The organism is Micromonospora sp. LOL_015 (assembly GCF_048060275.1).
Classification (GTDB): Bacteria; Actinomycetota; Actinomycetes; order Mycobacteriales; family Micromonosporaceae; genus Micromonospora_E.
Genome location: NZ_JBHMIO010000002.1, coordinates 299,240 through 323,278 on the forward strand (window position 1 = coordinate 299,240; position 24,039 = coordinate 323,278).

The following is a 24,039-nucleotide window of genomic DNA, read 5'->3' on the forward strand; positions in this document are numbered from 1 at the left end:
TGTCCAGCTGACGTCCGGCGGCCGACAATGGACCCATGCGGATCCACCCCGTCGGCCGGCACGCGCTACTGCTCGAATGGGCGGCGCCGGCTGGCACCGTGCTACCCGGGGGCAGCGAACTCGAAGACAGCGAATTCAGGGGCAGCGAACGCGGCCCCGTCGACGCTTGGCGCGCCGAGCTGAGCCGGCGCTGTGAACTTGGCGAACTGCGGGTAGCCGAGATTGTCCCCGGAGCCCGGACCATTCTGCTCGACGGCCTGCCGGACCCCGCACTGACCGCCAGCCAACTGGCCAGCTGGCAACCGGCGACGGCCGAGGCCGTCGACGACACCGGACGGTGGATCACCGTACCGGTCCGGTTCGACGGCCCCGACCTGATCGACGTCGCCGGGCAGTGGGAGGTCGCCGTCGCCGACGTCGTGGACCGGCTGACCCGGATCGAGTTCACCGTGGCGTTCTGCGGCTTCGCGCCCGGCTTCGGATACCTGACCGGCCTGCCCAGGCGATGGAACGTGTCCCGCCGAGCCACGCCCCGCCCCGCCGTCCCGGCCGGCTCGGTGGCCCTGGCCGGCGAATACGCCGGCATCTACCCGACCGCGTCGCCCGGCGGCTGGCAGCTGGTCGGGCGTACCGACCTGGTGCTGTTCGACCTGGACCGGGAGCCGCCCGCGACGCTGACCCCCGGCACCCGGGTCCGGCTGACCGCCACCGGGCCAGCCGAGAGGAACAGGTCCCCGGCGGCGGACCGATGATCGAGGTGATCCGGGCCGGCGCGCTCACCACCGTGCAGGACCGCGGCCGGTACGGCTGGGCGCACCTGGGGGTACCCCGGGCCGGTGCGCTCGACCAGCCGGCGTTGGCGCTGGCCAACCGGCTGGTCGGCAACCCACCCGACGCCGCCGGTCTGGAGGTCACCCTGACCGGCTGCACGCTTCGGTTGCGTACCGGCGGCTGGGTCGCGCTCACCGGGGCACCGGCAACGGTCCGCATCGCCGGCCGGTCCGGTGGCTTCCTCACCCCAACACCGGTGCCGCCGGACGCCGTGGTCGAGGTCGGTCCGGCCCGGTACGGCGTCCGCAGCTATCTCGCGATCGCCGGCGGGATCGCCGTACCAGCGGTGCTCGGTAGCCGGTCCACCGACACACTCGCCGGCATCGGACCGCCGGCCGTACGCGACGGCGACGTACTGCCGGTCGGCGCCGCACCGCCGCCAGCGGCGCTGAGCCGGGCCGCGGCCGACGCGGTGCCCTGGTCCGCGCCGGCCGTCCCGGTCCGGCTCACCGTCCGGCTCGGGCCACGGGCGGACTGGTTCACCGCTGAGGCGGTCCAGCGGCTGCTCACCACTGGGTACGAGGTCAGCCCGCTGAGCAACCGGATCGGTGTCCGACTGACCGGCGCGCCGCTGACCCGGTCCGTCCGCGACGAACTACCCAGTGAAGGGCTGGTGGTCGGCGCGGTCCAGGTGCCCGCCGACGGGCAGCCACTGGTCTTCCTCGCTGACCATCCGACCACCGGCGGATATCCGGTGGTCGGCGTCGTCGACGACGTCACCCCGCTGGCCCAGGCGCGGCCCGGTACTACTGTGCGGTTCCATGGATCTCAACGCGGACCTCGGTGAGGGCTTCGGCGTCTGGCGTCTCGGCGACGACGAGGCGTTGCTGGACGTGGTGACCTCCGCGAATGTCGCCTGCGGTTTTCACGCCGGCGACCCGGTGACGATGCGCCGCATCTGCGCCGCCGCCGCCGAGCGGGCCGTCGCCGTCGGAGCCCAGGTCGGCTACCGCGACCTGGCCGGCTTCGGGCGGCGGCGGATCGACTACCGCTTTGACGAGTTGCGCGACGACGTGCTCTACCAGCTCGCCGCACTGGACGGCTTCTGCCGGGTGGCCGGGACCCGGGTCCGCTACGTCAAGCCGCACGGCGCGCTGTACAACACGGCCTGCGTGGACGAGACGCAGGCCGCCGCCGTCGTCGCCGCGGTGGCCGACTACGACCCCGCGCTGTCGGTTCTCTGCCTGCCGGGCTCGGTCCTTGGACAGCTCACCACCGGTGCCGGGCTGCGGGCCGTCGCCGAGGGTTTCGCTGACCGTGGCTATCTGCCCGACGGTGGGCTGGTGCCCCGATCGGACCCGGGCGCGCTGCTCGGCGACCCCGACAGGGTCGTCGGGCAGGCGGTGTCCCTGGCCCGGCGGCACAGTGTCACCGCGACCGACGGCAGCATCGTCGCCTGCCCGGTCGAGTCGATCTGCCTGCACGGTGACACCCCCGGCGCGGTCGAGTTGGCCGGACGGATCCGCGCTGCACTACGCGCGGATGGTCAACGCCTCGCCGCCTTCGTCTGACCGCCGGTCAGGGTGCGTCGACTCCGCGCAGGATCAGCGGCAACCGACCCGCCCCGGCCGGATCGATCCGTACCGGCACTCCCCAGTCCTGCCGGGTCAGGTGGCAGGCGGCGTGCTCGGCGTCCGCGTCGCATGTCGCCGCTTGGGCGACCACCTGCAACACGCCAGCGGCCACCGCCGGGTCGATGACCAGCCGCCGGGTCAGCCCGGTGTCGCTGCCTGCCCCGTCGAGCAGCAGCTCCGGTGGGTCGGCCGAGACCTCCAGCCGGGTCGCCGGACCGAAACTGGCATCCAGCTTCTGACCGGGCGCCGGAGTGAACACCACCTCGAGCGACAGTGCACCGGGCGCGATCAGCGTCGGCGGACGCTCGGCGCGGCGCCGGGCCCGGACGATCGTGGCGCCGGCCGCCGACAGGGCACCCGGGGCCAGCCGGGTGAGCCGGTGCGCCGCCGACTCCACCACCCATACGGTGCCGTCCGCAGCCACCAGCACGTCACTCGGCTCGGCCAGACCGTCAGTCACCGTGGACACCCGGTCGGTGGCCGGGTCGTAGCGACGGACCGCGCCGTTGTAGGTGTCCGCCACCAGCACCGAGCCGTCGGCCAGTGCGCACACTCCGAGCGGATGCTGCAGCAGCGCGTCGGTCGCTGCCCCGTCGACCTGGCCGAAGTCGAACAGGCCCTGCCCGACGACGGTACGCAGCTCGCCGTCAGCGAGCCGGCGCAGCGCGCTGGTCTCGCTGTCGGCGATCCACAGCTGGTCGCCGTCGACGCTGGTGGCGAGGCCGGACGGCTGGGCCAGCCAGACATCCGGGATCGGGCCGTCACGCAGCGACTCAACGGTGGTGCCGGCGTACATGCCAGCGGTGCGGGTCACCGGGTCGAACCACCAGAGCTGGTGGATGCCGGCCATGGCGACGATCACCTTGCCGTCGTACCAGGCCAGGTCCCAGGGCGAGGAGAGGTCGACGGCGTGGGCGTCGTGCGGGTGGTAGTCCACCGTCGAGCGCCACTGGCGGCCGGAGCCGGCGACCGTGCGTACCTCCGCGGTGGCGTACTCCAGGCCACGCAGCAGATGGTTGACGGTGTCCGCGACCACGATGTCGTACCCGGCCACGGCAGCGACGTCGGCCGGTAGCCGGAGCAGGCCCTGCGGTTCGTTGAACGTCGCGGTCCGGGCGGACCCGTCGGCGCCGCCGCGCTCGCCGGCGCCGATCCGGCGACGGACGGTCTCGCCGTCCGGTTCGAGCTCCACCAGCTGGTGCCGGGCCGAGTCGGAGACCAGCAGGGCACCGTCGTCGAGCGCCACCGCCTTGCCGGGGAAGCGCAGGGTGGTGTCGGCCGGCGTCGGCGGCAGGTACGGGCCGTCGCCGCGGTGCAGCGTGCCCTTCGCCTCGTGCGTCCGGATCAGCTGGCCGATCTCCCTGGCCAGACCGTCGGCGTGTCCCTCGCCGGCCATGGTGGCGACGACGTAGCCCTCCGGGTCGACCAGTACCAGGGTCGGCCAGGCCCGAGCGGCGTACTGCTGCCACATGTCCAGGTCCGGGTCGTCGAGCACCGGGTGGCTCACCCCGTACCGTTCCACGGCGGCCGCCACCGCCGCCGGATCCCGCTCGTGGGCGAACTTCGGCGAGTGCACCCCGATCACCACCAGGACCTCGGCGTACTTCTCCTCCAGCGGCCGCAGTTCGTCGAGCACGTGCAGACAGTTGACGCAGCAGAAGGTCCAGAAATCCAGCAGGACGATCCGCCCACGCAGCTCACGCAGGCTGAGTTCACGGTCGCCGGTGTTCAGCCACTGTCGACCGTTCAGCTCTGGTGCCCGGACGCGGGGTGCGGTCACTCGGTGGCTTCCTCGCCAGTGTCGGCACTACTCTGCGGGTCCGGTTCGGTTGCTGCGGTCTGCAGGCAGAGGACCTGGGCCCGGCCCGAGTCCGCCGGGATCTCGATGTGCGGGGCGGCCGGGTCGTCGCACTGGTCGAGCTGGTCGACCTTGGCGATGATCTGGTACGCGCCCGGCTCAGCGCAGTCGGCCGGTGCGGCGGTGTTGCCCGACTGCTTCACACAGTCGCCGACGGCCGGGTTGAACGGCTGCTCCCCGGGCCGGGTGATGAGCCAGACCAGTGACATCGGGATTCCCACCAGCAGCACGGCGGCGACGAAAACCGCGACGAGTACCCGTCCGTTGCGGACCTGGGGGGCCGGCTCCGGCTCGGCCTCGTCGGCTGCTGGTTCGGCCGCATCCGGCCGGAACGCGTCAAACCGGTTCTGTTCCGGGTCGGGCGGCCCCCACTGGCCGGCCGGCGGGGCGCCGTCGGCAGCCGGTGTCGCTCCTGGCTGGCCGGGGCCGGCCGGGTGCTGACGGCCGGCCAGGTCCGGGTGGTTCCAGTGGCCCGCCCCGGGGTTGCCGGAGTCGACGAGATCACCGTACGGCGGCGCACCGGCTGGTCGGTAGCCCTGCGCCGACTCCGGCGGTGAGCTGGGCTGGATGTGCGCCCCGGCGCTCAGGTGCGGCAGTGCGAGCGCAGCAGCGTCGGGGCCGGGGCCGTCCGGCGTCGGCCGAGCACCGAACGGAGGTGCGACCTGTCCGGGTCGGCGCGGGGTCAGCGGAGGCAGCCCGGGGTTGTGCTCCGGCATGGGGACCGGTGAGCCGGCTGGTGCGAACGGAACGCCGTTTTGGCCGCCGGGTGGCTGGGGCCGCTGGCCGAACGGTTCGGGGTGCTGCTCGGCGGCCGGTGCGGCACCACTGACCGGCCGGCCGTAGACGCGGGGCTGGGCCGGTGCCCGACCGGCGGGCAGCGCGGCCGGATCCGTCGGCGGGGCGACCCGACTGGTGCTGGGCACGGCTGCGGTGGCGGTCACCGCTCGGCCGGTGCTGCCGGCTGTCGCGGCCGCTGGGCGGTGCTGCTCGACCCCGGGACCAGCCGGTACGGACGGCCCGGCGGCCATTGCCGGGCGGTCGGCGGCCGGCTCCGGGCCGCTGGCTTCGCCGCCGGGTTGCCCGGAGTCGGGGAAGCCCGGGTGGGCGTCGGCCAGTGCCGGATCGGGGTACGGACCACGTTGTTGCGGTACGTGCGGGGCCTGCTGCTGCGGGTGTTGCGCCTGCTGCGGCGGTACGTGCGGAGCCTGCATCGGATCGGGCGGCATCGGAGCGCCGCCAAGCGCGGCGGCCAGCGACGCACCGGGCACCCGCGTCTCCTGGGGCGGTAGCGGCGTGGGGCCGGACGGGGAGAACGGTAGCGCCCCGCCGGGCCGTGGCGATTCCGCCGGCGGACCCGGAGCGAACCGCGGTGGTTCCGGCTGCTCGGGTTGCTGTTGCGGCTCCGGCTGACGCTGCGGTAGTTCCCCGGACCCTGCGGCGGTCGGCGGCACGGCGGGGGGTTGTGGCGCGGGAGCCGGCGTCACGGGCCGCTCCGGGTCGGTCCGCCAGGCTTGCTGGGGAGACCAGGGCTCGGCCGGCGGAATGCTGGGCGCCGGAATGCCGGGCGGGGCTGGGTAGGGCGGCGGCGCCGGGTAGCCGGCACCGCCCGGCTGGTCGCCGAATCCGGTCGGCCAACCGCCACCGGCCGGCGCCCACTGCTCGGGTTGGTGTCCGGCACCGGGGTCGCCGGGATCGGGTGCCGCGCCGCGTTGCGGCTGGCTGCTGCCGTATGGCGCGGGTCCGCCGACACCCGCCTCCTCCGGCTCCTGGCCGGGATGCTGCGTGCCCTCGGACGTCATGTGCGCCTCCTCCATGACATGTCAGCCGCGCCGGTGCCGCCGACCTGGCTGGTCGGTCGACCAGGGACACCGGTGGACCGGCCGGGCGGGCTCACCCGACCTGCGGCGGCTCTGCTGCCACCGTGGCCAGGCGGGCCCGGCTGGCTCTCTGCACTACCAGCCTGGGTGTGCCGGCTGGTCGTCCGGCGGCTGCCGACCGGTTCTGGTCTCCAGCGCGCCGGATCGACCCGACGGCGACCGAGCCCACCGTACCGGGCCATGCCGCAACGGAGGAATCCTGGTGCCGTCGAAGTGGCGGAGGTGTCGCGGGACAGCGAACCGTGACGGCGGTCCGTTCAGCCGTGGTAGCGCTGTGCGATGGCGCGGATCTCGTCGCGTACGGCGGCCGAGTCGGTGGAGCGCAGCGCCCGCTCCAGGGCCCGGGTCCGTCGGCTGGCTTCCCGGTGGCGGCGGATGCGATCGATCATGGACATGGTGCTCTCTCCTGTGGATCTCTTGTCGACCGTTCGGCGGTCAACTCAAGTGAAGCGCACCGGCCCCTGGGCTGCCAATGATTCTTAGGTGAGAGCCGCCACGTTCCTAAGAATCCGTGCTATCAGGGAGCTTGGTCTGATGATGATTAGGATAACAACGGGAACGGCGTCGCCACCAGTGATGGTGGCGACGCCGTTCGTAGTCGCGTCGGTGCTCGGCGGTCAGGTCCAGGCGAGCAGTGCCGCCTCCGGGTCGGTCAGGAACGCCCCGACGTCGCGCAGGAAGGCGGAGCCAAGTTCGCCGTCGATGATCCGGTGGTCGAACGACAGCGCCAGGGTCGCTACCTGGCGTATCCGAATCTTCTCCTTGTGTACCCAGGGTGCCTTGCGGATCGTGCCGATCGCGAGAATCGCCGACTCGCCCGGCGGGAGGATCGGAGTGCCACTGTCCACTCCGAACACTCCGACGTTGGTCACGGTCATCGTGCCGCCGGCCATGTCGGCCGGCGCGGTCCGCCCCGCCTTCGCGGTCCGAACCAGATCGGCCATCGCCTCGGCGAGTTCCCGCGTGGTCAGCCGCCCAGCGTCCTTGATGTTCGGCACGATCAGGCCCCGCTCGGTCGCCGCCGCGATGCCGAGATTCACGTACTCCTTGACCACGATCTCGTCGCCGGCCCAGGTGGAGTTCACCAACGGGTGCCGGCGGGCCGCCAGCAGCATCGCCCGAGCCACCATCAGCAACGGCGAGACCTTGATCCCCTGCCAGTCGGGCTGACTCCGGATCCGGTCCAGTGCCTTCACCGATCTGGTCAGGTCGACGGTGAGGAACTCGGTGACGTGCGGCGCGGTGAACGCCGACGCGACCATGTTCTCAGCAGTCAACCTGCGTACCCCTTTGACCGGAATCCGCTGTTCGCGGTTGGGGCCGGGCGGCAGTGCGGCAGACCCGTTCTGTGCCGACCCGGCCTGCGTCGACCCGGCCTGATCGTTGGCACGGAGCACGTCGTCGCGGGTGACCGAGCCGAGCGGACCGCTGCCGCGCAGCCCGGCCAGGTCGACGCCGAGGTCCCGGGCGAGTTTGCGCACCGGCGGCTTGGCCAGCGCTCTCGTCGCCGGTGCGGCTGGGCCTGGTCCGGCTGGGCCTGGTTCAGTCTGGGCCGGTTCAGTCTGGGCCGGCTGGGCCGTCAGCGGCCCGGTCGACACCGGCATCGGTTCGGCGGGCTGGGCCAGTTCGCCCGTGGTGCGGCGCGGCCGGCGCTTGGCCGCGGTGGTCCGCGGGCCGTAGCCGACCAGCACGGCGGTCCGACCACCGGGGGCCGGCCCGCCGATCATGCCCGGCTCGATCGCACCGCCGGGCGGCGGGATCTCCGGCTGTGGCGATTCGGGTCGGGACGGTGCCGGCTTCGGGCCGGTCGGTTCAGCGGCGGGGCCGGCGGCCGGCTCGGTGTCGATCGCGATGATCGCCGTGCCGACTTCGACGGTGGCACCTTCCTGGTGGAGGATGGCCTGCACCCGCCCGCCCCATTTGGCGGGAATCTCCACCGCGGCCTTCGCGGTCTCCACCTCGACGATCGGCTGGTTCAGCTCGATGACGTCGCCGACCTGGACGAGCCACTTGAGGATTTCGCCCTCGGTGAGGCCTTCGCCGAGGTCGGGCAGGTCGAACTGTTTGATCCGAGACATCGGCGCTCACCAACCGAACGCGCGGTCGACGGCGTCGAGTACCCGGTCCAGGTCCGGCAGGTACTCCTCCTCCAGACGGGCGGCCGGGTACGGCGTGTTGAAGCCGCCCACCCGCAGTACCGGCGCTTCCAGGGAGTAGAAGCACTCCTCGGTGATCCGGGCGGCGATCTCGGCACCGAGACCGAGGTTCGTCGGCGCCTCGTGCACCACCACGCAACGACCGGTCCGCCGGACCGACTCGTACGTGCCGGCCAGGTCCAGCGGGGACAGCGACCGCAGGTCGATCACCTCGAGTTCGCGGCCCTCCTCGGCGGCGGCGGTCGCCGCGTCCAGTGCGGTGCGCACCATCGGCCCGTACGCCAGAACCGTCGCGTCGCTGCCGGGTCGCACGGTGCGGGCGGCATGCAGCGGATACGCCGTACCCGGCGGTGCCTCCAGCTCGACCGACGCCTTTTCCCAGTACCGCCGCTTCGGCTCCAGGAAGATGATCGGGTCGTCGGAGAGCACCGCCTGCTGGATCATCGTGTAGGCGTCCTGCGGGTTGGAGCAGGCCACGACCTTCAGCCCGGCGGTGTGCGAGAAGTACGCTTCCGGCGACTCGGAGTGGTGCTCCACCGCGCCGATGCCGCCGCCGAACGGGATCCGGATCACGATCGGCAGCTTCACCTTGCCCTGCGACCGGTAGTGCATCTTGGCCACCTGGGACACGATCTGGTCGTACGCCGGGTAGACGAAGCCGTCGAACTGGATCTCGCAGATCGGACGGAAGCCGCGGATGGCCAGACCGACGGCGGTGCCGATGATTCCGGACTCGGCCAGCGGGGTGTCGATCACCCGGTCCTCACCGAAGTCCTTCTGCAGCCCGTCGGTGATCCGGAAGACACCGCCGAGCTTGCCGACGTCCTCGCCCATCAGGACGACCTTGTTGTCGTTGTCCAGCGCCCTGCGCAACCCGGCGTTGAGCGCCTTACCGAGAGTGAGTGTCTCAGCCATCAGTGCGACCCTCCCTCGAACGACGCCAGGTACCGCTCGAACTGGGCCCGTTCGGTGTCGAGCAACGGCGAGCCGTGCGCGTACACGTGATCGAAGAGCGCGCCGGGCTGCGGGTCGGGCATGCTCAGCACCCGCTCCCGCAGCTGCACCGCGTCCTGCTTGGCCTGCGCGTCAACCTCGGCGAAGAAGTCGGCGTCGGCGATCTGCTGCTTCTCCAGGAAGGCGCGGACCCGGGTGATCGGATCCTTGGCCTGCCACGCCTCCACCTCGCTGGCAATCCGGTACCGGGTCGGGTCGTCGGAGGTGGTGTGCGCCCCCATCCGGTACGTGTACGCCTCGATCAGCGTCGGGCCCTGCCCGTGCCGGGCGTTGTCCAGCGCGGTCCGGGTCACCGCGTAGCTGGCCAGCACGTCGTTGCCGTCCACCCGTACGCCCGGGAAGCCGAAGCCGGACGACCGCTGGTAGAGCGGAATCCTGGTCTGTCGTTCGAGGGGTTCGGAGATGGCGTACTGGTTGTTCTGACAGAAGAAGACGATCGGCGCGTTGAAGACGCTGGACCAGACAAAGGCTTCGTTGACGTCACCCTGTGCGGACGCCCCGTCACCGAAGTACGCGATGACCGCCTCGCCGTCGTCGCCGCCGACCTTGCCGTCCATGGTGATGCCCATGGCGTAGCCGGTGGCGTGCAGCGTCTGGGCGCCGATCACGATCGTGTACATGTTGAACTTGAACTCGTTCGGATCCCAGCCACCCTGGTCGACCCCGCGGAACAACCCCAGCGGCATGATCGGGTCGATGCCGCGGCAGTACAGCACACCGTGTTCGCGGTAGGTGGGAAACGCCATGTCCTGAGCGCGCAGCGCCCGTCCGGAACCGACCTGCGCGGCCTCCTGACCGAGCAGGCTCGCCCAGATGCCCAGCTCACCTTGGCGCTGCAGGGCGGTCGCCTCGGCATCGAGTTTCCGCACCACGACGAGGTCTCGGTAGAGGGCACGGTACTCGGCGTCGGTGAAGTCGACCGTGTACTGCGTGCCGTCGGGGCCGGTAACCCGGTCGATCCGTTCGCCGTCCGGAGTCAGTAGTTGCACCAACTCCGGATCGGCGGCGTTCCTGTTGACGCGCCGTCGAGCCGCGGCCGGTCTGGCACGGGTCGCTGTCCCGCGCTCGCCTTTCGCCATCCGTCTCTCCCATCGTTCGTGCGTGGCAGCGGGGGTGTCCCGACCGCGCAGCTCGTCCTGCCGCCGGCTGCTGCCGGTGCAGGTCCTCTCGCCGCGCCTGGCCCGGGTCAGGGTTGCCGCGCGGCACGGGCCGGGTTCTGGCTGGACCCGGTCCGGGAGGGACGCCATCGAGTCGTGCCCGCCGCGGTAGAGGCGGAGGCAGCGGCTGCGGTGCCGTCCGGTCCATATTCGCATTGGAGGTGAGGGGTGTCATAGGTCGGTCCGGTCGTGCAGGTGCGATGTCCGCGTTGCGCGGAACTTGTAGCCTCGCGCTGCGTTCGGCCGAGTGTGACTCATCCGTCCGGTTCTGATAACACGATGTATTGAACTGGAAAACTTTCTGTCACTGCTTCACGATGTATCCAGAGCCGGTGATCTGTGGGACCGTGGATCGACCGGAGACCATACCGATGAGGAGACGAGCCGTGCTGCTGCCGCAGGATCGCGTGGCCCGGCCCACGGGGGTGGACGGACCTGCCCGGCGGTTCGCGTTGATCGTGGCGTTGCTGGTGCTGACCGCTTCGTTGCCGCTGCTTGCGACGCTCGGCGCGGGTTCGGCGACGGTGGCCGGAGGTGGCCCGGCCACGGTGCTGCCGCTGATCGGTCAGCCGGGCGGCGGACCGATCATCGTGCAGCCGCTGCCGCACCCGACCCCGTCCGGACCGGTCGAGCCGACCGGCGGGGACGGTACGGAGCAGGACGCGTCGGCGGACCGTCGTGCCGGCGGCCGGGGCGGACCTTCCACCGGCACGAAGCGCGACAGCGGGAGCGGATCGTCGGATCGTGACCGGCCGGCCCCGGGCGCACCGGCGGACTCCGATGGTCCGGCACCGACGACCCCCAGCGATCCTGGGTCAGAACAGCCACCATCCGACACTCCGGACGACTCGCCGGACCCTGACGACCCGCCGCCCGTCACCGACGTCGACCCGGAGCCCGATCCGACGCCTACACCGTCGCCGAATCCGGACATCGACCCGGACATCGACCCGGACATCGACCCGGACATCGACCCGGACATCGACCCGTCCCCTGATCCCGATCCGACGCCGACTCCGGACCCAGACGTGGATCCGGACATCGACCCGTCGCCGGACCCCGATCCGACGCCGACTCCGGACCCAGATGTGGATCCGGGTCCGACGCCGGGTCCGTCCTGCAGTCCGCGCCCATCGGACGCGGCGTGACCGGGTAGACCCGTCAGGATCCGCCCTGCTCGTCGGCGAGTCGTTGCCGGTTGGCCTCGATCCAGGCGTCGAGCGCCTGCGGATCGTTGAGGTCGACACCCTCGGCAAGGAGTTGGGCGACCGCGGCCGTGGCCGGGCTGCGGCGCTCCCCGGTGGTGTAGAGGCGGACGAACTCCGGCACCATCTCGGCGATCGCGGCGTCCGTCTGGCTGAACGCCGCCGCCGGTAGACCGCGCTGCCGGCCGGCGTACGCGGACCAGCCGCGGACCACGCCGGGCAGCATGGCCGCGTCGTCGATGTCCAGCACCGCCCGGCGGTGCACCCAGTCGAGCAGGAACATGCCGGCCACCGCCGGGCTCCAGCGCATCGGGTCGGGGTCGAGCAGGCTCGCCGAGTGGTCGAGCACCAGGCTCAGGCAGAAGTGCAGCGAGGCAAGGTCGGCGTCGCCGGCCGCGTCCAGTCCGAACCGCTTGGCCTCGGCAGACGCGAGGAACTCCCGCACCAGAACGGTCCGCCGGTCGGCGGGCAGCGGATCGTCCGGTGCCGGTGCCACGGTCGGCTGCGGCGCGGGCAGTACGGCGAGCCGCGCGCCGACCAACGCCCGGTCGGTGGCGAGCGACCCCTCGCCGGGCAGTTCGCCCAGGCCGTCGGTGATCGCCAGGTGCCGGCTCACCTCACCGCGCAGCACCCGGGGATCCTCATCGCGGAACCAGGTCAGCTCGTCGTTGGCACACATTTGCCGAACCTGACCGAGGACCCGCTCGGCCGGACCACCGACGAAGACGTCCTTGGTGATGCCGATGTTGTGGTCGACCAGCGCCACCATCGCGTGCTCGGGGCCGCCGAGCTCGTCGTCGTAGGCGAAGGTGGCCAGGTACGAGGTCTGGTCGCCGTACACGTCGCCGTAGGCGTAGCTGCCGGTCAGCCGGACCCGGCCCAACCGGTCCGACCAGGGCGGCGCGGTCTTGCCGACCTTCACCGCGGCGGCGCCCGCCGCCTCCGGCACCAGCCGGGCGAAGACGGTACGGATGGTGGTCGCGGCGGCGGCGCGCCGGCGGGTGGTGGCGGCGAGAAAGCCGCCGACGAACTCCCGCACCGCGTCGGCGCGGTCCGTCTCCGCCACCGCGTACACGCTGCCGAGCAGGGCGGCGCCGAGCATCTCCGCGTCGAGGGCACACTCCAACTTGGTCACGTCACGGGCGGCGGCGAGCACCGCTTCGTAGGGGGTTTCAGGCGTGGCCATGAATCGACCCTACGCTGTGCTGCGGCGGCTGGCATCACCTGCGCGTCACATGTCGGGTACGCCGGGCGGGCGGACTCCGGCCCCGTCCAGCCGGCCGATGGGCCGCGCTTGCATCGGGAAGACCGGACGAGGTCGTCAGCGGTGGGACGACCGGGCACGGTCCAACGCGTCACGGGCGTCGGCATGCGCCTGCAGGACCGCCCGGACCGGGGCGACGACCAGCCGGCGGGCAGTCTCGGCCACCACGTCGTACAGCCGGTCCTCGGCCCGTCTGCGGACCCGCCGGGCCGCCCACCCGGTCACCGGCCGGATCAGCAGACTGAGCAGAATCCCGCCGAGCAAACCGCCGAGCAGCATCGCGGTCGGCACCGGCAGGACACCGACCGTCGGATAATCGAGGGCCGGCAGACCCAGCGTACGGATGATGAAGCCGACCAGCAGCCAGCCGATCCCGGCGGCGGCGGTGGCGGTGACCGCCCACTGCACCGCGCCGACCAGCCGCCACCACATCGGCGGCCGGTCCAGGCCCAGGTCGGCGCCGCCGATCGCCCGGTCGAGAGCGTCCGGCAGCTCGGCCCGTTGCGACCGGGCGGCGGCGGCGACCGCCGCCGACCAGGGGGTCGGCAGCCGACTGCCGGCCTGCTCGGCGAGGCCGCGTACGGCCAGATCGACCGCGGCGCGCTGTGCGGCACTCGGTGCCGGCAACGAGGTGACCGGCACCGGTCCACCAGCCCCGGCCAGCGACGGCGGCCCCGGTTGACCGGGCGCGGTCACCGGCGCTGGCTGGTCGGCCGGGTCGATCCCGCCGGCCCGGCGGGAGCCGAGCAGGTGCAGCCGTAGCAGCGGATCCGGCCGCAGCCTGCGCCAGGCCCGGGTGAGCGGCCAGCCGGTCGCGGCCCCGGCCCGGTGCCGGTACGCCGAGTCGACGGCGTCGACCACGCTCGGCACCCCGGCCGCCGCCGCCAGCGCCAGGCTGAGCCGGCGCACCGTGCCACGGTTGATCTCCTCCTCGGCGTGTTCGCCGGCTGGGCCGACCAGTTCCGCCAGGCCTCCGGTGACCGAGTCCAGGTCACCGGAGAGTCGCCGCAGCGCCGCCTGCCGCTCGGCCACCGTGCCTTCCAACAGCCGGCGCAGCTCGGTCATCGCGGCCGGTACCAGCGCCGAGGTGGCCAGCAGCGGGACTCCGTCGAGCCCGTCGGCGTCGAGCAGCCGGCGCAGGTCGGCGAGTAGCCGGGGCAGCTCGGTCCGGTCCAGCCGGTCGGCGTGGTTGAGCACCACCACGGTGACGTCCCGGTTGCGATGGAACTCCCGCAGATAGCTGCGGTGGATCACCCGGTCGGCGTATTTCTGCGGGTCGACCACCCAGATCACCAGGTCGACCAGGCCGAGTAGCCGGTCGACCTCCAGCCGGTGCCCGTACTCGACCGAGTCGAAGTCGGGCAGGTCGAGCAGGACCAGACCGTGCAGCCCGGCCTCGTCGGTGCCGTCCAGGGCGCTCTCCCGGACGAACCGGTGCCGGGGCAGGACCCCGACCCAGTCCAACAGCCCGCTCGCTCCGTCGACCGCGCCCCACCCGCACGCGTGCGCGTACCCGGTGGTGGGCCGGCGTACGCCGGCCGGAGAGAGGTCCCGCCCGGCCAGCGCGTTGAAGATGCTGGACTTCCCGCTGCCGGTGGCGCCGGCCAGCGCCACGACGGTGTGTTCCCGGGACAGCGCCAGCCGGGCCCCGGCCCGCTCGACCAGGGTGTGGGCGGCTCCGAGACGGTCGTCGGGAATCCGACCGTCGGCGGCGCGCAGGAACCGCCCGAGCGCGTCGAGCCGGTCGACCAGCAGGTCGGCGTCCACCCGTGAGTCTCCTCGGACCAGGTGTCGGACCCGATCGACGAAGCCGGTCACGCGACCGCTCCCGGCAGCGGTCCGGTCGCGCCGGGCAGTGTGTCCGGCAACCGGTACGGCGTACCGCTGTTCAACCCGGCGGTCGCCCGGGCCTGCTCGACCTCGACGGCTGCGGCGCGCAGCCGGTCGCCGGGCGCGGTGGCCGTGGCGTCGACGGCCTGCGGCGGGACACCGGCCGCTTCGATCAGCCGCAGGTAGCGGCCGGCCTCCTCGTCGAGCAGTGTCCGGATCCGGCGTAGCAGGCCCTCCCGGGACCGGTTGGCGAGGTTGCGGATCGCCTGGTCGCCGAAGATCGCCTCAAGTACCTTCTGGGCGGCGACGGTGGTGCCGCCGGCGGCGGCGACCTCCAGCCCGGTCGGGATGAAGGCGGTCGAGGCGAAGACGGCGATCATGACGGCGAGCCCGGTGGCGTTCACCGCGTACGCGGCGGTGCGGGCGACGAACCGCTTGTCGCCGGCCTCGGCCCGGACCAGTTCGAGCACGTCGCGTTGCCAGTCGCGGACCAGCCGCTCGGCGCGTTCCGGCAGGTCGGCGGAGGGCCGGGCGAGGTCCGGGATGAGTAGCGCGGCGCCGGCCGGGTGGGTCCGCCAGGCGAGGTGCGCGGCGTCGGCGGCCTCGGTCGCCGCGCCCTTGATCAGGGTGACCAGTTGTGACTCGATCGCGGTCCGCAGCTGGTTGGCGGGTGCCGGCCGCCCGGTGACGGCGCTGAGTACCCGGTCGCGAAGCCGCCCCACCCTGGCCTCCAGTGAACGGAACAGTTCGCCGGTGCCGACGAAGTCCTGCCAGCGGCCGAGTACTTCGCCGCGGAGCAGCCGGCCGTCCTGCACTGCCTGCTCGGCGTTACGGCTAGCGCTGCGGTACGCGGCGCGGACCCGGTCGGTCAGGGTGCGGGCCGCGTCGAGCTGGTCGTCGGCAGCGGAGGCCAGCCCTTCGACGGTCGGTGCCAGCGCGCTCAGCGCCCCGTCGAGGGACTGCCGGATCACCGCGGCGCGGGCGGCGGCGTCCCCGGCGAGCCGGCCGAACCATTCGCGCAGCGGCGCGGCGACGATCTCCGGCAGCAGCCCCTGGCCGCCGACCACCGTCTCCGGCACCACGAAGATCGGTACGTCGCCGAGGTCGTGGTCGGTGAGCATCTCCCGCAGGTGCGCGGTGATTTCGTCGGCTGCCTCGGTCGGCACCCGGTCCAGGGCGAGCGCGACCATGGTCCCGCGCAGCTGCGCGGTCTGCAGCAGCTGCCAGGGGACCGCGTCGGCGTACCGGGCGGCGGTGGTGACGAACAGCCACAGGTCGGCGGCGGCGAGCAGTTGGACGGCGAGCGCCCGGTTGGCGTCGACCACCGAGTCGATGTCCGGCGCGTCGAGGAAGGCCAGCCCGGGGGGTAGCGCCGGCGCGGCGACGAGCTGCAGCGCGTCCGGCGCGTCGGTGGGGCCGGCGGTGCGGGTCAGGCCGGGCAGCAGCTCGCCCTGCCGGAACCAGCCGGCATCCGCCGGATGGCTGACCAGCACCGGGGACCGGGTGGTGGGCCGCAGTACGCCGGTGGCGCTGACCCGGGCCCGGACCATGCTGTTGACCAGGGTCGACTTGCCCGCACCGGTGGAGCCGCCGACCACCACCAGCAGCGGGGCGTCGAGTCGGGCGAGCCGGGGCAGCAGATAGTCGTCCAACTGGGCGAGCAGGCCGGCACCGACCTCGCGGCCCTCCCCGGCTGAGGGCAACACGAGAGGGTACGCCATCGCCGCAATTGCGGAGCGTAGTCGTTTGAGTGCAGCGGGAAGTTCGGGTGCGCCGGGGTTGGGCGCGGCCGGTCTGCCCTGCGTGGTCACGGGTAAAGCGTGCCCGATCAATGCATGCCAGACAACCTGAACCGGCCCGGCGTGGCTGCCGATGACACTGTGGGTGACGCGGCCTGAGGGGGTATCGGTGCTGGTGGGGGCATGAGTTGCGCGACTCCGACTCAACCTGACTTGACGGTGGCTACGATCGTGGCAGTATTGAGTCAAGTCCACTCAACTTGTGGTGGGTGTGCGGCGGGGCGGTGCCCCGGCACCTGCTCTACGAACGAAGCGAGGAAGCGACCATGGCACGTGCGGTCGGTATCGACCTGGGCACGACGAACTCTTGCGTCAGTGTGCTGGAGGGTGGTGAGCCTACCGTCATCGCCAACGCGGAGGGCTCCCGGACCACTCCTTCCATCGTCGCGTTCGCCCGCAACGGTGAGGTGCTCGTCGGCGAGGTCGCCAAGCGGCAGGCGGTAACCAACCCGGACCGGACGATCCGGTCGGTCAAGCGTGAGATCGGCACCAGCTGGACCGTCGACATCGACGGCAAGAAGTACACGCCGCAGGAGATCTCCGCCCGTACCCTGATGAAGCTCAAGCGGGACGCCGAGGCCTACCTCGGTGAGCGGATCACCGACGCGGTGATCACCGTCCCGGCGTACTTCAACGACGCGCAGCGTCAGGCCACCAAGGAAGCCGGCGAGATCGCCGGGTTCAACGTGCTGCGGATCGTCAACGAGCCGACCGCGGCGGCCCTGGCGTACGGCCTGGACAAGGGCTCCAAGGAGCAGACCGTCCTGGTCTTCGACCTCGGTGGCGGCACCTTCGACGTCTCGCTGCTGGAGCTCGGCGAGGGCGTGATCGAGGTCAAGTCGACCAGTGGTGACAACCTGCTCGGTGGTGACGACTGGGACCAGCGGATCATCGACCACCTGGTGAAGACGTTCCGTGGCCAGCACGGCGTTGACCTCGCCCAGGACAAGATGGCGATGCAGCGGCTGCGGGAAGCCGCGGAGAAGGCCAAGATCGAGCTGTCCGCCGCCACCACGACCAGCATCAACCTGCCGTACATCACCGCCGGCCCGGCCGGGTCGGACGGCGCCCCGTCGGCGCCGCTGCACCTGGACGTCACGCTGACCCGCGCCGAGTTCCAGCGGATGACCCAGGACCTGCTGGACCGCTGCAAGGGCCCGTTCGAGCAGGCGATCAAGGACGCCAGCGTCAAGCTGGCCGATGTCGACCACGTCATCCTGGTCGGCGGGTCCACCCGGATGCCGGCCGTCTCCGACCTGGTCAAGCAGCTGACCGGCCGGGAGCCGAACAAGGGCGTCAACCCGGACGAGGTGGTCGCGGTCGGTGCCGCGCTGCAGGCCGGTGTGCTCAAGGGCGAGGTCAAGGACGTCCTGCTGCTCGACGTGACCCCGCTGAGCCTGGGCATCGAGACCAAGGGCGGCATCTTCACCAAACTGATCGAGCGCAACACCACCATCCCGACCAAGCGCTCCGAGGTGTTCACCACGGCCGACGACAACCAGCCGTCGGTGCTCATCCAGGTCTTCCAGGGTGAGCGGGACATCGCCGCGTACAACAAGAAGCTTGGCACCTTCGAGCTCACCGGGCTCCCGCCGGCGCCGCGCGGCGTGCCGCAGGTCGAGGTCGCCTTCGACATCGACGCGAACGGCATCGTCCACGTCAACGCCAAGGACCTGGGCACTGGCAAGGAGCAGTCGATGACGATCACCGGCGGCTCGGCGCTGCCGAAGGACGACATCGAGCGGATGATGCGCGACGCGCAGGACCATGCCGACGAGGACAAGCGGCGTCGCGAGGAGGCGGAGACCCGCAACCTGGCCGAGCAGCTGCAGTGGCAGACCGAGAAGTTTCTCGCCGAGAGCGGCGACAAGCTGCCGTCGGACTCCCGCGACCAGATGAACGACGCGCTGGGCGAACTGCGTGGCGCGTTGGCCGGCAGCGACATCGAGGCGATCAAGTCCGCGCACGAGAAGCTGGCGCAGGTTTCCCAGCAGGCCGGCTCGCAGCTCTACGCCCAGCAGGCCGAGCAGCCGGGCGGTGCCGGCACCCCCGGCGAGCCCGGACCGGGCACCGCCGGACCGGGCGCCGCTGGGGCGTCCGCGTCAGGTGGTGCCGCCGGCGGGCCGGACGACGTGGTCGACGCGGAGATCATCGAGGACGACAAGAAGTGAGTCTCCGTCGAGGCCGAGGACCAGCGATGATCTTCCCTCGAACTGCCGCACGGAGCGAGGTAGCCACATGACGGAGAAGTCACGGGCCGCTGATCCGGCCGGCACCGGCCCGCCGAGGCGCCGCTCGGCACCGGTCGAGCAGGCGGACGGTGAGACCACCGAGCGCCTGGTGATCCGGGACAAACGCCGGATCGACCCGACCGGGACGCGGCCTCGGACCGCGCGGCACGCGGCGGCCGAGCCGACGGGTGCGGCACCCCCCACCGACCATCGTCCGACCGGGCGGCACGCCCGGTCGGGCACGGAGGAGGAGCCAGTGAGCGGGAAAGCCGACGACAGGTCCGCCGACGGGTCGGCCGCCAGCGACACCGGAAAGGACGAGCCGACCCGGTCCGCGACCGGAAGCGGGTCCGCGACGAGCAGCGGGTCCGCGACCGGCACCGACCGGGCCGTTCAGCCCGACTCGTCGGACACCGCTGTCGTCGACGAGCCGGTGGTCGGCGAAGTGGTGGAGCCGGCGCCGGAGTCGGACGCCGAGGAGGCGGCCGGGGGCGTGGCCGGTCCCGGTCCGCTCGGCGCCGAGCTGGAGGCGCTCCGCGCCGATCTCGACGAACGCACCCGCGACCTGCAGCGGGTGACCGCTGAGTACGCCAACTATCGCAAGCGGGTCGAGCGGGACAAAGGGGTCGCCGCAGATCAGGCCACTGGTGCAGTTCTCGCCGCGCTGCTGCCGATCCTGGACGACCTGGACCGGGCACGGGAGCACGGCGACCTGGTCGGCCCGTTCGGCGCCGTGGCCGAGCAACTCGGCGCGGCGCTGGGCAAGTTCGGGCTCACCGCGTTCGGCGAGAAGGGCGACCCGTTCGATCCCACCCTGCACGAGGCGGTCGCGCACCTGACCTCCGCCGAGGTCACCGAACCCACCTGCGTCGACGTGATGCGGCGGGGCTACCTGCTCGGGGACCGGCTGCTGCGGGCGGCGCTGGTCGCTGTCGCAGACCCGGAATGACCGCCGCCGGTGGTCCACCGGCGCACATCACTGCCGGCGGCGGGACGCGGACCGCGTCCCGCCGCCGGCACCGCGGTACCGGCCGCCGCGCGTGGGCCGGGCCCGCAGTGGTTGGCCGGTCGTCCACCTGGCACCAGGGCGGTCAGGGTCGGGGTCCGGTGACGGACAGGAGGAGGACAGGGTGAGTTCCAAGGACTGGCTGGAAAAGGACTTCTACGCCGTACTGGGGGTGCCCAAGACGGCCTCCGCCGACGAGATCAAGAAGGCGTACCGCAAGCTGGCCCGCGAGTTGCATCCCGACCACAATCCCGGCAACTCGGCCTTTGAGGAGCGGTTCAAGGCGGTGTCGGAGGCGTACAACGTGCTCGCCGACGATCGGCGGCGCAAGGAGTACGACGAGATGCGCTCGCTGTTCGGTTCGGGTGCGTTCCGCCGGGGGGCGCGTGGCGGCGGGCCGGGCTTCGACCCGGCCGACCTGTTCGGCGGCTTCGCCGGGGCTGGCGGTGCCGGCGACCGTCGGTTCGGCGGGGCCGGGTTTTCCGACATTTTCAGCTCGATCTTTTCCGGCGGCGGCGGGGGCGGGATGCGTACCCGTGGACCGGCCCGAGGCCGCGACGTCGAGGCCGAGGTGGTGCTGGACTTCGGCGCCGCCGTACGCGGCACGACGCTGCCGCTGAGCCTGCGGGCACCTGGGGTGTGCGACACCTGCCACGGCAACGGTGCCAAGCCAGGCTCGGTGCCGAGGACCTGCCCGACCTGTGCCGGGTCCGGGCTGACCACCCGCAACCAGGGGTCGTTCAGCTTCTCCGAGCCGTGCCGTGACTGCCAGGGGGTGGGCACGATCGTCGACGAGAAGTGCCCGGAATGTCATGGCTCCGGTGGGGTGACCAAGACCCGGACGCTGAACGTCCGCTTCCCATCCGGCGTGGCGGACGGCCAGCGGATCCGGTTGGCCGGGCGGGGCGAGCCGGGCGACCGGGGTGGCCCGGCCGGTGACCTGTACGTGCTGGTCAAGGTCCGCAACGACGAACTGTTCGGGCGGACCGGCGACGATCTCACGTTGACCGTGCCGATCACCTACGCCGAGGCGGTGCTCGGCACCGACCTGCGGGTCCCGACCATGGACGGTGCCGTAACGCTTCGGGTGCAACCGGGTACACCGAGTGGGCGTACCTTGCGGGCGCGCGGCAAGGGTGTGCCCCGCCGGGACGGCACCGCCGGTGATCTTCTGGTTACCGTCGAGGTCGTCGTTCCGGCTACCGTGGACGAGTCGGCACAGGCCGCCCTGCGGACCTTCGCGGAGCACACCCCCGCTGCCGACCGGGAACGTCTCGCCGCCCGGCTGCGTCGCAACGAGGAGCAGGCCGCCGGGTCGCCGCGAGGGACAGACGGGAGGTGAGTGAGGGGTGGACGAGGATCTGCTGATCACGTTCGAGGCCGCCTCCGACGCCAAGGTCCTGATCATCTCGGTGGCGGCGCGGATGGCCGGCATGCATCCGCAGACGCTGCGCCAGTACGACCGGCTGGGCCTGGTGCAGGCCGGCCGGGCGGCTGGCGGCGGCCGCCGGTACAGCGTCCGGGACGTGGTGCTGCTGCGCGAGGTGCAGCGGCTCAGCCAGGACGACGGCGTCAACCTGGCCGGCATCAAGCGGATCATCGGGCTGGAGCAGCTCGTCGGCGACCTGCAGCAGCAGGTTGACGGGTTGCGCGCCGAGCTGGCCGAGGCGTACCGGCGGATCGCCGAGCTGGAGTCGGTCGGCCCGTACCCGCGACGTGACCTGGTCCCGACCAGCCGCACCTCGACCGCGCTGGTGGTGTGGCGGCCCAACCGGGGCAGCCGGCAGGAGTAAGCGGGGGCGGAGCCGGACCGGTCCGTCGGTCACTCAGCCGGCGGGAGCCGTTGACGATCAGCTGAGCCGGCGGGACTCGCGGATGCTAGCTCAGCCGGCGGGACTTACGGACCAGGCCGCCTTCGCACCAGTCGTGGTAGTCGAACAGCTGCGGCTTGGCCAGCAGCACCCGGGTGTTGTGCGCCCAGACCGACATCAGCTCGTCGCCGTCCTGCTCGGCCTGCTCGACCAGCTTGCGCAGCCGCCGTTTCGGGTGGGCGCGGAAGTTGGTCCGGATGCCGTCCGCCGCGTAGATGTAGAGGCAGTGCAGCGCAAACCGGCGGGCCGGACAGGTCGGATCCATCGCCAGGTCGAACAGCGTGGTGATCAACCGGTCACCGGAGACGAGCAGGTCCCAGTCCTGCGGCATCGACTGCAGCGGGACCGAGTCCGGCTGGTATGCCCAGGTGCGCAGCTCGGCGGGCGACGGGTCCACCGGGTTGGTGAAGCCGCGGAACGCCGACTCTTGCACGCTCAACGGGGACCCTCCCGTTCGCGGCCGACAGGGCACAACCGGCCCTGGGCCTACCACTAGCTACTGCCGCGCCACGGTAGCGTGTCGGAGGGTGATCGGGGAAGTCCCTGGTAATGCCTTTCACGAAGCCGGTACGTGCCGGTCCGCTTCCGTCAGGTGATCCCCGCTGGCCGCGAGGGGTGCGGGCCGCCTCCGCAGCCGACGCTTGAACCAGCGGGAATCCGGAATCCGGGCCAGCACCGGTCCGGTCACCACGGTGATCAGCACGTACGCGGTGGCCAACGGCGCGAGCGCCGGCTCGATACCGGAGCTGGCGACCGCCAGGCCGGCGATCACGATGGAGAACTCCCCACGCGGCATCAGCGCCAGCCCGGCCCGCCACCGACCGGGAGCGGCGATACCGGCCCGCTTGGCGGCCAGGTAACCGGTCAGCACCTTGGTGCACATCGTCACCACCGCCAGCCCGAGGGCCGGCAGCAGCACCGGCGGGATGTCCCGGGGGTCGGTCACCAGCCCGAAGAAGACGAAGAAGACCGCAGCGAACACGTCCCGCAGCGGGGTGAGCAGTTCGGTGGCGCTGTGCGCCACCGGCCCGGACAGCGCGATGCCGACCAGGAACGCGCCGACCGCCGCGGAGACCTGCAGTTCGGCGGCGATCCCGGCGACCAGCAGGGTCAATCCGAGTACGCCGAGCAGCAGCGCCTCCGGGTCGCGTACCGACAGCAGAGCGGAGATCCGGTGGCCGAACCGGACCGCGACCAGCAGCACGACGGTGACCGCGGTGACCGCCACCGCGACCGCCAGGCTGCCGGCGGCGAGCCCGGCGCCGATCAGCACCGCGCTGAGCACCGGCAGGTAGAACGCCATCGCCAGGTCCTCGACGACCAGGATCGACAGGATGACCGGCGTTTCCCGGTTACCCAGCCGGCCCAGGTCGCCGAGCATCTTGGCGATCACGCCGGACGACGAGATCCAGGTGATCCCGCCGAGCACCACGGCGGCGGTCGGCCCCCAGCCGAGCAGCAGGGCGAACGCGACACCGGGCAGCGCGTTGAGCAGCGCGTCGATCAGGCCGGCCGGTGCCGCCCGGCGCAGGTTGCCGATCAGCTCGCTCGCCGAGTACTCCAGCCCGAGCATCACCAGCAGCAGCACCACGCCGATCTCTGCCCCGACGGCGAAGAAGTCCTGGATGTCGTGCAGCGGGAGCAGGCCGCCGTGACCGAACAGCAGCCCGGCGAGCAAATAGAGCGGGATCGGCGACAGCCCGTAGCGCCGGGACAGGCGGCTGAGCAGCCCGAGGAGCAGCAGCAGCGCGCCGAGTTCGATCAGCAGCAGTGCGCTGTCGTGCATGGCCGGGTCAGCCGGCCGGGTCGTCGTCGGCGAGGATGCCGCCCACGCCGTCCAGCCCGGACCTGGTACCGACGACCACCACCACGTCGCCGGCGGCGAACCGGAACTCCGGCCCCGGGGAGGCCAGCACCTCCCGGTTGCGCAGCACCGCCACGATCGACGCCCCGGTACGGGTCCGCGTCTTGGTGTCGCCGAGGGTGCGGCCGACGAACGGCGAGCCAGCCGAGATCGGCACCTGCTCGGTGAGCAGCCCGGCCGCCTGGTCGCGCAACCCGGCGAGCTGGCTGAGCATCAGCGACGCGCCGAGGATGTCGGCGAGCGCCTCCGCCTCGTCGTCGGTCAGCGGGATGTCGGCGTCACAGGAGTCCGGATCGTCCCGGTCGTAGAGGACGAGGTCACGACGCCCTGACCGGTGACTCACCACGCCGATCCGTCGGCCTGACTCGGTCATCAGGTCGTGGCGTACTCCGATGCCGGGGAGATCGACCTGTTCCACACGTGCGCGCACACCGTCCACGCTACGCCGCCTAAGGGCAGACGGTCGCGCCGCGTCCCGGCAGACTGGTGCGGACGCGGTGCC

At 72.2% G+C, this 24,039-nt stretch carries 20 protein-coding genes; 8 read left to right on the top strand and 12 right to left on the bottom strand.

Going from position 1 to position 24,039, the window contains the following annotated elements; genetic code table 11:
• Window positions 1-35 precede the first annotated feature (35 nt).
• From ACFHWU_RS03825 to ACFHWU_RS03835, 3 genes are read left to right on the top strand one after another with little or no spacing between them, the layout of a single operon-like run.
• A complete protein-coding gene (locus ACFHWU_RS03825; RefSeq protein ID WP_416589821.1) occupies window positions 36-752 on the top strand; it encodes a 5-oxoprolinase subunit B family protein in 717 nt (238 codons plus the stop codon).
• Window positions 749-1,618 carry a biotin-dependent carboxyltransferase family protein gene (locus tag ACFHWU_RS03830; protein ID WP_416550996.1) on the top strand — a complete coding sequence of 290 codons (870 nt, stop codon included), beginning with the start codon at window positions 749-751 and terminating at the stop codon, window positions 1,616-1,618. Before ACFHWU_RS03825 ends, ACFHWU_RS03830 begins: the two co-directional genes overlap by 4 nt.
• On the top strand, window positions 1,593-2,342 hold the full coding sequence (locus ACFHWU_RS03835) for a LamB/YcsF family protein (protein ID WP_416550997.1): 750 nt from the start codon (window positions 1,593-1,595) through the stop codon (window positions 2,340-2,342). Before ACFHWU_RS03830 ends, ACFHWU_RS03835 begins: the two co-directional genes overlap by 26 nt.
• A 7-nt stretch (window positions 2,343-2,349) precedes the next feature.
• On the opposite strand, the gene ACFHWU_RS03840 is transcribed toward ACFHWU_RS03835, so the two are convergent.
• The 6 genes from ACFHWU_RS03840 to pdhA all read right to left on the bottom strand — a co-directional run bounded on the left by ACFHWU_RS03840 (window position 2,350) and on the right by pdhA (window position 10,389).
• Window positions 2,350-4,185: an NHL domain-containing thioredoxin family protein gene (locus ACFHWU_RS03840; protein ID WP_416550998.1), complete on the bottom strand. Its 1,836-nt coding sequence runs from the start codon at window positions 4,183-4,185 to the stop codon at window positions 2,350-2,352.
• Complete coding sequence (locus tag ACFHWU_RS03845; RefSeq protein WP_416589822.1) at window positions 4,182-6,062, bottom strand: LppU/SCO3897 family protein; 1,881 nt, start codon at window positions 6,060-6,062, stop codon at window positions 4,182-4,184. Before ACFHWU_RS03845 ends, ACFHWU_RS03840 begins: the two co-directional genes overlap by 4 nt.
• Window positions 6,063-6,397: 335 nt before the next feature.
• Window positions 6,398-6,535, bottom strand: coding sequence for a hypothetical protein (locus tag ACFHWU_RS03850; RefSeq protein WP_416551000.1), 138 nt, complete (start codon window positions 6,533-6,535; stop codon window positions 6,398-6,400).
• A 222-nt stretch (window positions 6,536-6,757) separates the two neighbouring features.
• The gene (locus tag ACFHWU_RS03855; protein WP_416589823.1) at window positions 6,758-8,218 is read right to left on the bottom strand and encodes a 2-oxo acid dehydrogenase subunit E2; all 1,461 of its coding nucleotides are present in this window, start codon (window positions 8,216-8,218) and stop codon (window positions 6,758-6,760) included.
• A 6-nt stretch (window positions 8,219-8,224) separates the two neighbouring features.
• Entirely contained in the window at window positions 8,225-9,214 is a 990-nt protein-coding gene (locus ACFHWU_RS03860; RefSeq protein ID WP_416551104.1) for an alpha-ketoacid dehydrogenase subunit beta, read from the bottom strand.
• Complete coding sequence (pdhA, locus tag ACFHWU_RS03865) at window positions 9,211-10,389, bottom strand: pyruvate dehydrogenase (acetyl-transferring) E1 component subunit alpha (protein WP_416551002.1); 1,179 nt, start codon at window positions 10,387-10,389, stop codon at window positions 9,211-9,213. The genes ACFHWU_RS03860 and pdhA overlap by 4 nt, the downstream gene beginning before the upstream one ends.
• 449 nt (window positions 10,390-10,838) lie before the next feature.
• Here pdhA and ACFHWU_RS03870 point away from each other — a divergent pair, with 449 nt between their 5' ends.
• The gene (locus tag ACFHWU_RS03870) at window positions 10,839-11,615 is read left to right on the top strand and encodes a hypothetical protein (protein ID WP_416568765.1); all 777 of its coding nucleotides are present in this window, start codon (window positions 10,839-10,841) and stop codon (window positions 11,613-11,615) included.
• Between the two features lie 13 nt (window positions 11,616-11,628).
• Here ACFHWU_RS03870 and ACFHWU_RS03875 read toward each other — a convergent pair whose 3' ends face one another.
• From ACFHWU_RS03875 to ACFHWU_RS03885, 3 genes are all read right to left on the bottom strand, one after another.
• Window positions 11,629-12,858 carry a hypothetical protein gene (locus ACFHWU_RS03875; RefSeq protein WP_416551004.1) on the bottom strand — a complete coding sequence of 410 codons (1,230 nt, stop codon included), beginning with the start codon at window positions 12,856-12,858 and terminating at the stop codon, window positions 11,629-11,631.
• Between the two features lie 135 nt (window positions 12,859-12,993).
• Complete coding sequence (locus ACFHWU_RS03880) at window positions 12,994-14,754, bottom strand: GTPase (protein ID WP_416589824.1); 1,761 nt, start codon at window positions 14,752-14,754, stop codon at window positions 12,994-12,996.
• Window positions 14,751-16,487 carry an ABC transporter gene (locus ACFHWU_RS03885; RefSeq protein WP_416589825.1) on the bottom strand — a complete coding sequence of 579 codons (1,737 nt, stop codon included), beginning with the start codon at window positions 16,485-16,487 and terminating at the stop codon, window positions 14,751-14,753. The genes ACFHWU_RS03880 and ACFHWU_RS03885 overlap by 4 nt, the downstream gene beginning before the upstream one ends.
• 344 nt (window positions 16,488-16,831) lie before the next feature.
• Here ACFHWU_RS03885 and dnaK point away from each other — a divergent pair, with 344 nt between their 5' ends.
• The 4 genes from dnaK (at window position 16,832) to ACFHWU_RS03905 (ending at window position 21,595) form a co-directional block, all read left to right on the top strand.
• Entirely contained in the window at window positions 16,832-18,736 is a 1,905-nt protein-coding gene (gene dnaK / locus ACFHWU_RS03890) for a molecular chaperone DnaK (RefSeq protein ID WP_416551007.1), read from the top strand.
• Between the two features lie 67 nt (window positions 18,737-18,803).
• Window positions 18,804-19,745, top strand: a complete 942-nt coding sequence (locus tag ACFHWU_RS03895; RefSeq protein ID WP_416589826.1) for a nucleotide exchange factor GrpE — start codon at window positions 18,804-18,806, stop codon at window positions 19,743-19,745.
• A gap of 181 nt (window positions 19,746-19,926) precedes the next feature.
• Complete coding sequence (dnaJ, locus tag ACFHWU_RS03900; RefSeq protein ID WP_416551009.1) at window positions 19,927-21,144, top strand: molecular chaperone DnaJ; 1,218 nt, start codon at window positions 19,927-19,929, stop codon at window positions 21,142-21,144.
• A 7-nt stretch (window positions 21,145-21,151) separates the two neighbouring features.
• On the top strand, window positions 21,152-21,595 hold the full coding sequence (locus ACFHWU_RS03905; protein WP_416551010.1) for a heat shock protein transcriptional repressor HspR: 444 nt from the start codon (window positions 21,152-21,154) through the stop codon (window positions 21,593-21,595).
• 85 nt (window positions 21,596-21,680) lie between these two features.
• On the opposite strand, the gene ACFHWU_RS03910 is transcribed toward ACFHWU_RS03905, so the two are convergent.
• From ACFHWU_RS03910 to ACFHWU_RS03920, 3 genes are all read right to left on the bottom strand, one after another.
• Complete coding sequence (locus ACFHWU_RS03910) at window positions 21,681-22,112, bottom strand: hypothetical protein (protein WP_416589827.1); 432 nt, start codon at window positions 22,110-22,112, stop codon at window positions 21,681-21,683.
• 117 nt (window positions 22,113-22,229) lie between these two features.
• Entirely contained in the window at window positions 22,230-23,459 is a 1,230-nt protein-coding gene (locus tag ACFHWU_RS03915; RefSeq protein ID WP_416551012.1) for a cation:proton antiporter, read from the bottom strand.
• Window positions 23,460-23,466: 7 nt separating this feature from the next.
• Entirely contained in the window at window positions 23,467-23,967 is a 501-nt protein-coding gene (locus tag ACFHWU_RS03920) for a cation:proton antiporter regulatory subunit (RefSeq protein ID WP_416589828.1), read from the bottom strand.
• Between the last annotated feature and the right edge of the window lie 72 nt (window positions 23,968-24,039).

Bases quoted from the DNA above. Each gene is read 5' to 3' on its own strand.
- ACFHWU_RS03825 (WP_416589821.1), top strand. From the start codon at position 36: ATGCGGATCCACCCCGTCGGCCGGCACGCGCTACTGCTCGAATGGGCG.
- ACFHWU_RS03830 (WP_416550996.1), top strand. From the start codon at position 749: ATGATCGAGGTGATCCGGGCCGGCGCGCTCACCACCGTGCAGGACCGC.
- ACFHWU_RS03835 (WP_416550997.1), top strand. From the start codon at position 1,593: ATGGATCTCAACGCGGACCTCGGTGAGGGCTTCGGCGTCTGGCGTCTC.
- ACFHWU_RS03845 (WP_416589822.1), bottom strand. From the start codon at position 6,062: ATGACGTCCGAGGGCACGCAGCATCCCGGCCAGGAGCCGGAGGAGGCG.
- ACFHWU_RS03850 (WP_416551000.1), bottom strand. From the start codon at position 6,535: ATGTCCATGATCGATCGCATCCGCCGCCACCGGGAAGCCAGCCGACGG.
- ACFHWU_RS03855 (WP_416589823.1), bottom strand. From the start codon at position 8,218: ATGTCTCGGATCAAACAGTTCGACCTGCCCGACCTCGGCGAAGGCCTC.
- pdhA (WP_416551002.1), bottom strand. From the start codon at position 10,389: ATGGCGAAAGGCGAGCGCGGGACAGCGACCCGTGCCAGACCGGCCGCG.
- ACFHWU_RS03870 (WP_416568765.1), top strand. From the start codon at position 10,839: ATGAGGAGACGAGCCGTGCTGCTGCCGCAGGATCGCGTGGCCCGGCCC.
- ACFHWU_RS03875 (WP_416551004.1), bottom strand. From the start codon at position 12,858: ATGGCCACGCCTGAAACCCCCTACGAAGCGGTGCTCGCCGCCGCCCGT.
- ACFHWU_RS03885 (WP_416589825.1), bottom strand. From the start codon at position 16,487: ATGGCGTACCCTCTCGTGTTGCCCTCAGCCGGGGAGGGCCGCGAGGTC.
- dnaK (WP_416551007.1), top strand. From the start codon at position 16,832: ATGGCACGTGCGGTCGGTATCGACCTGGGCACGACGAACTCTTGCGTC.
- ACFHWU_RS03895 (WP_416589826.1), top strand. From the start codon at position 18,804: ATGACGGAGAAGTCACGGGCCGCTGATCCGGCCGGCACCGGCCCGCCG.
- ACFHWU_RS03915 (WP_416551012.1), bottom strand. From the start codon at position 23,459: ATGCACGACAGCGCACTGCTGCTGATCGAACTCGGCGCGCTGCTGCTG.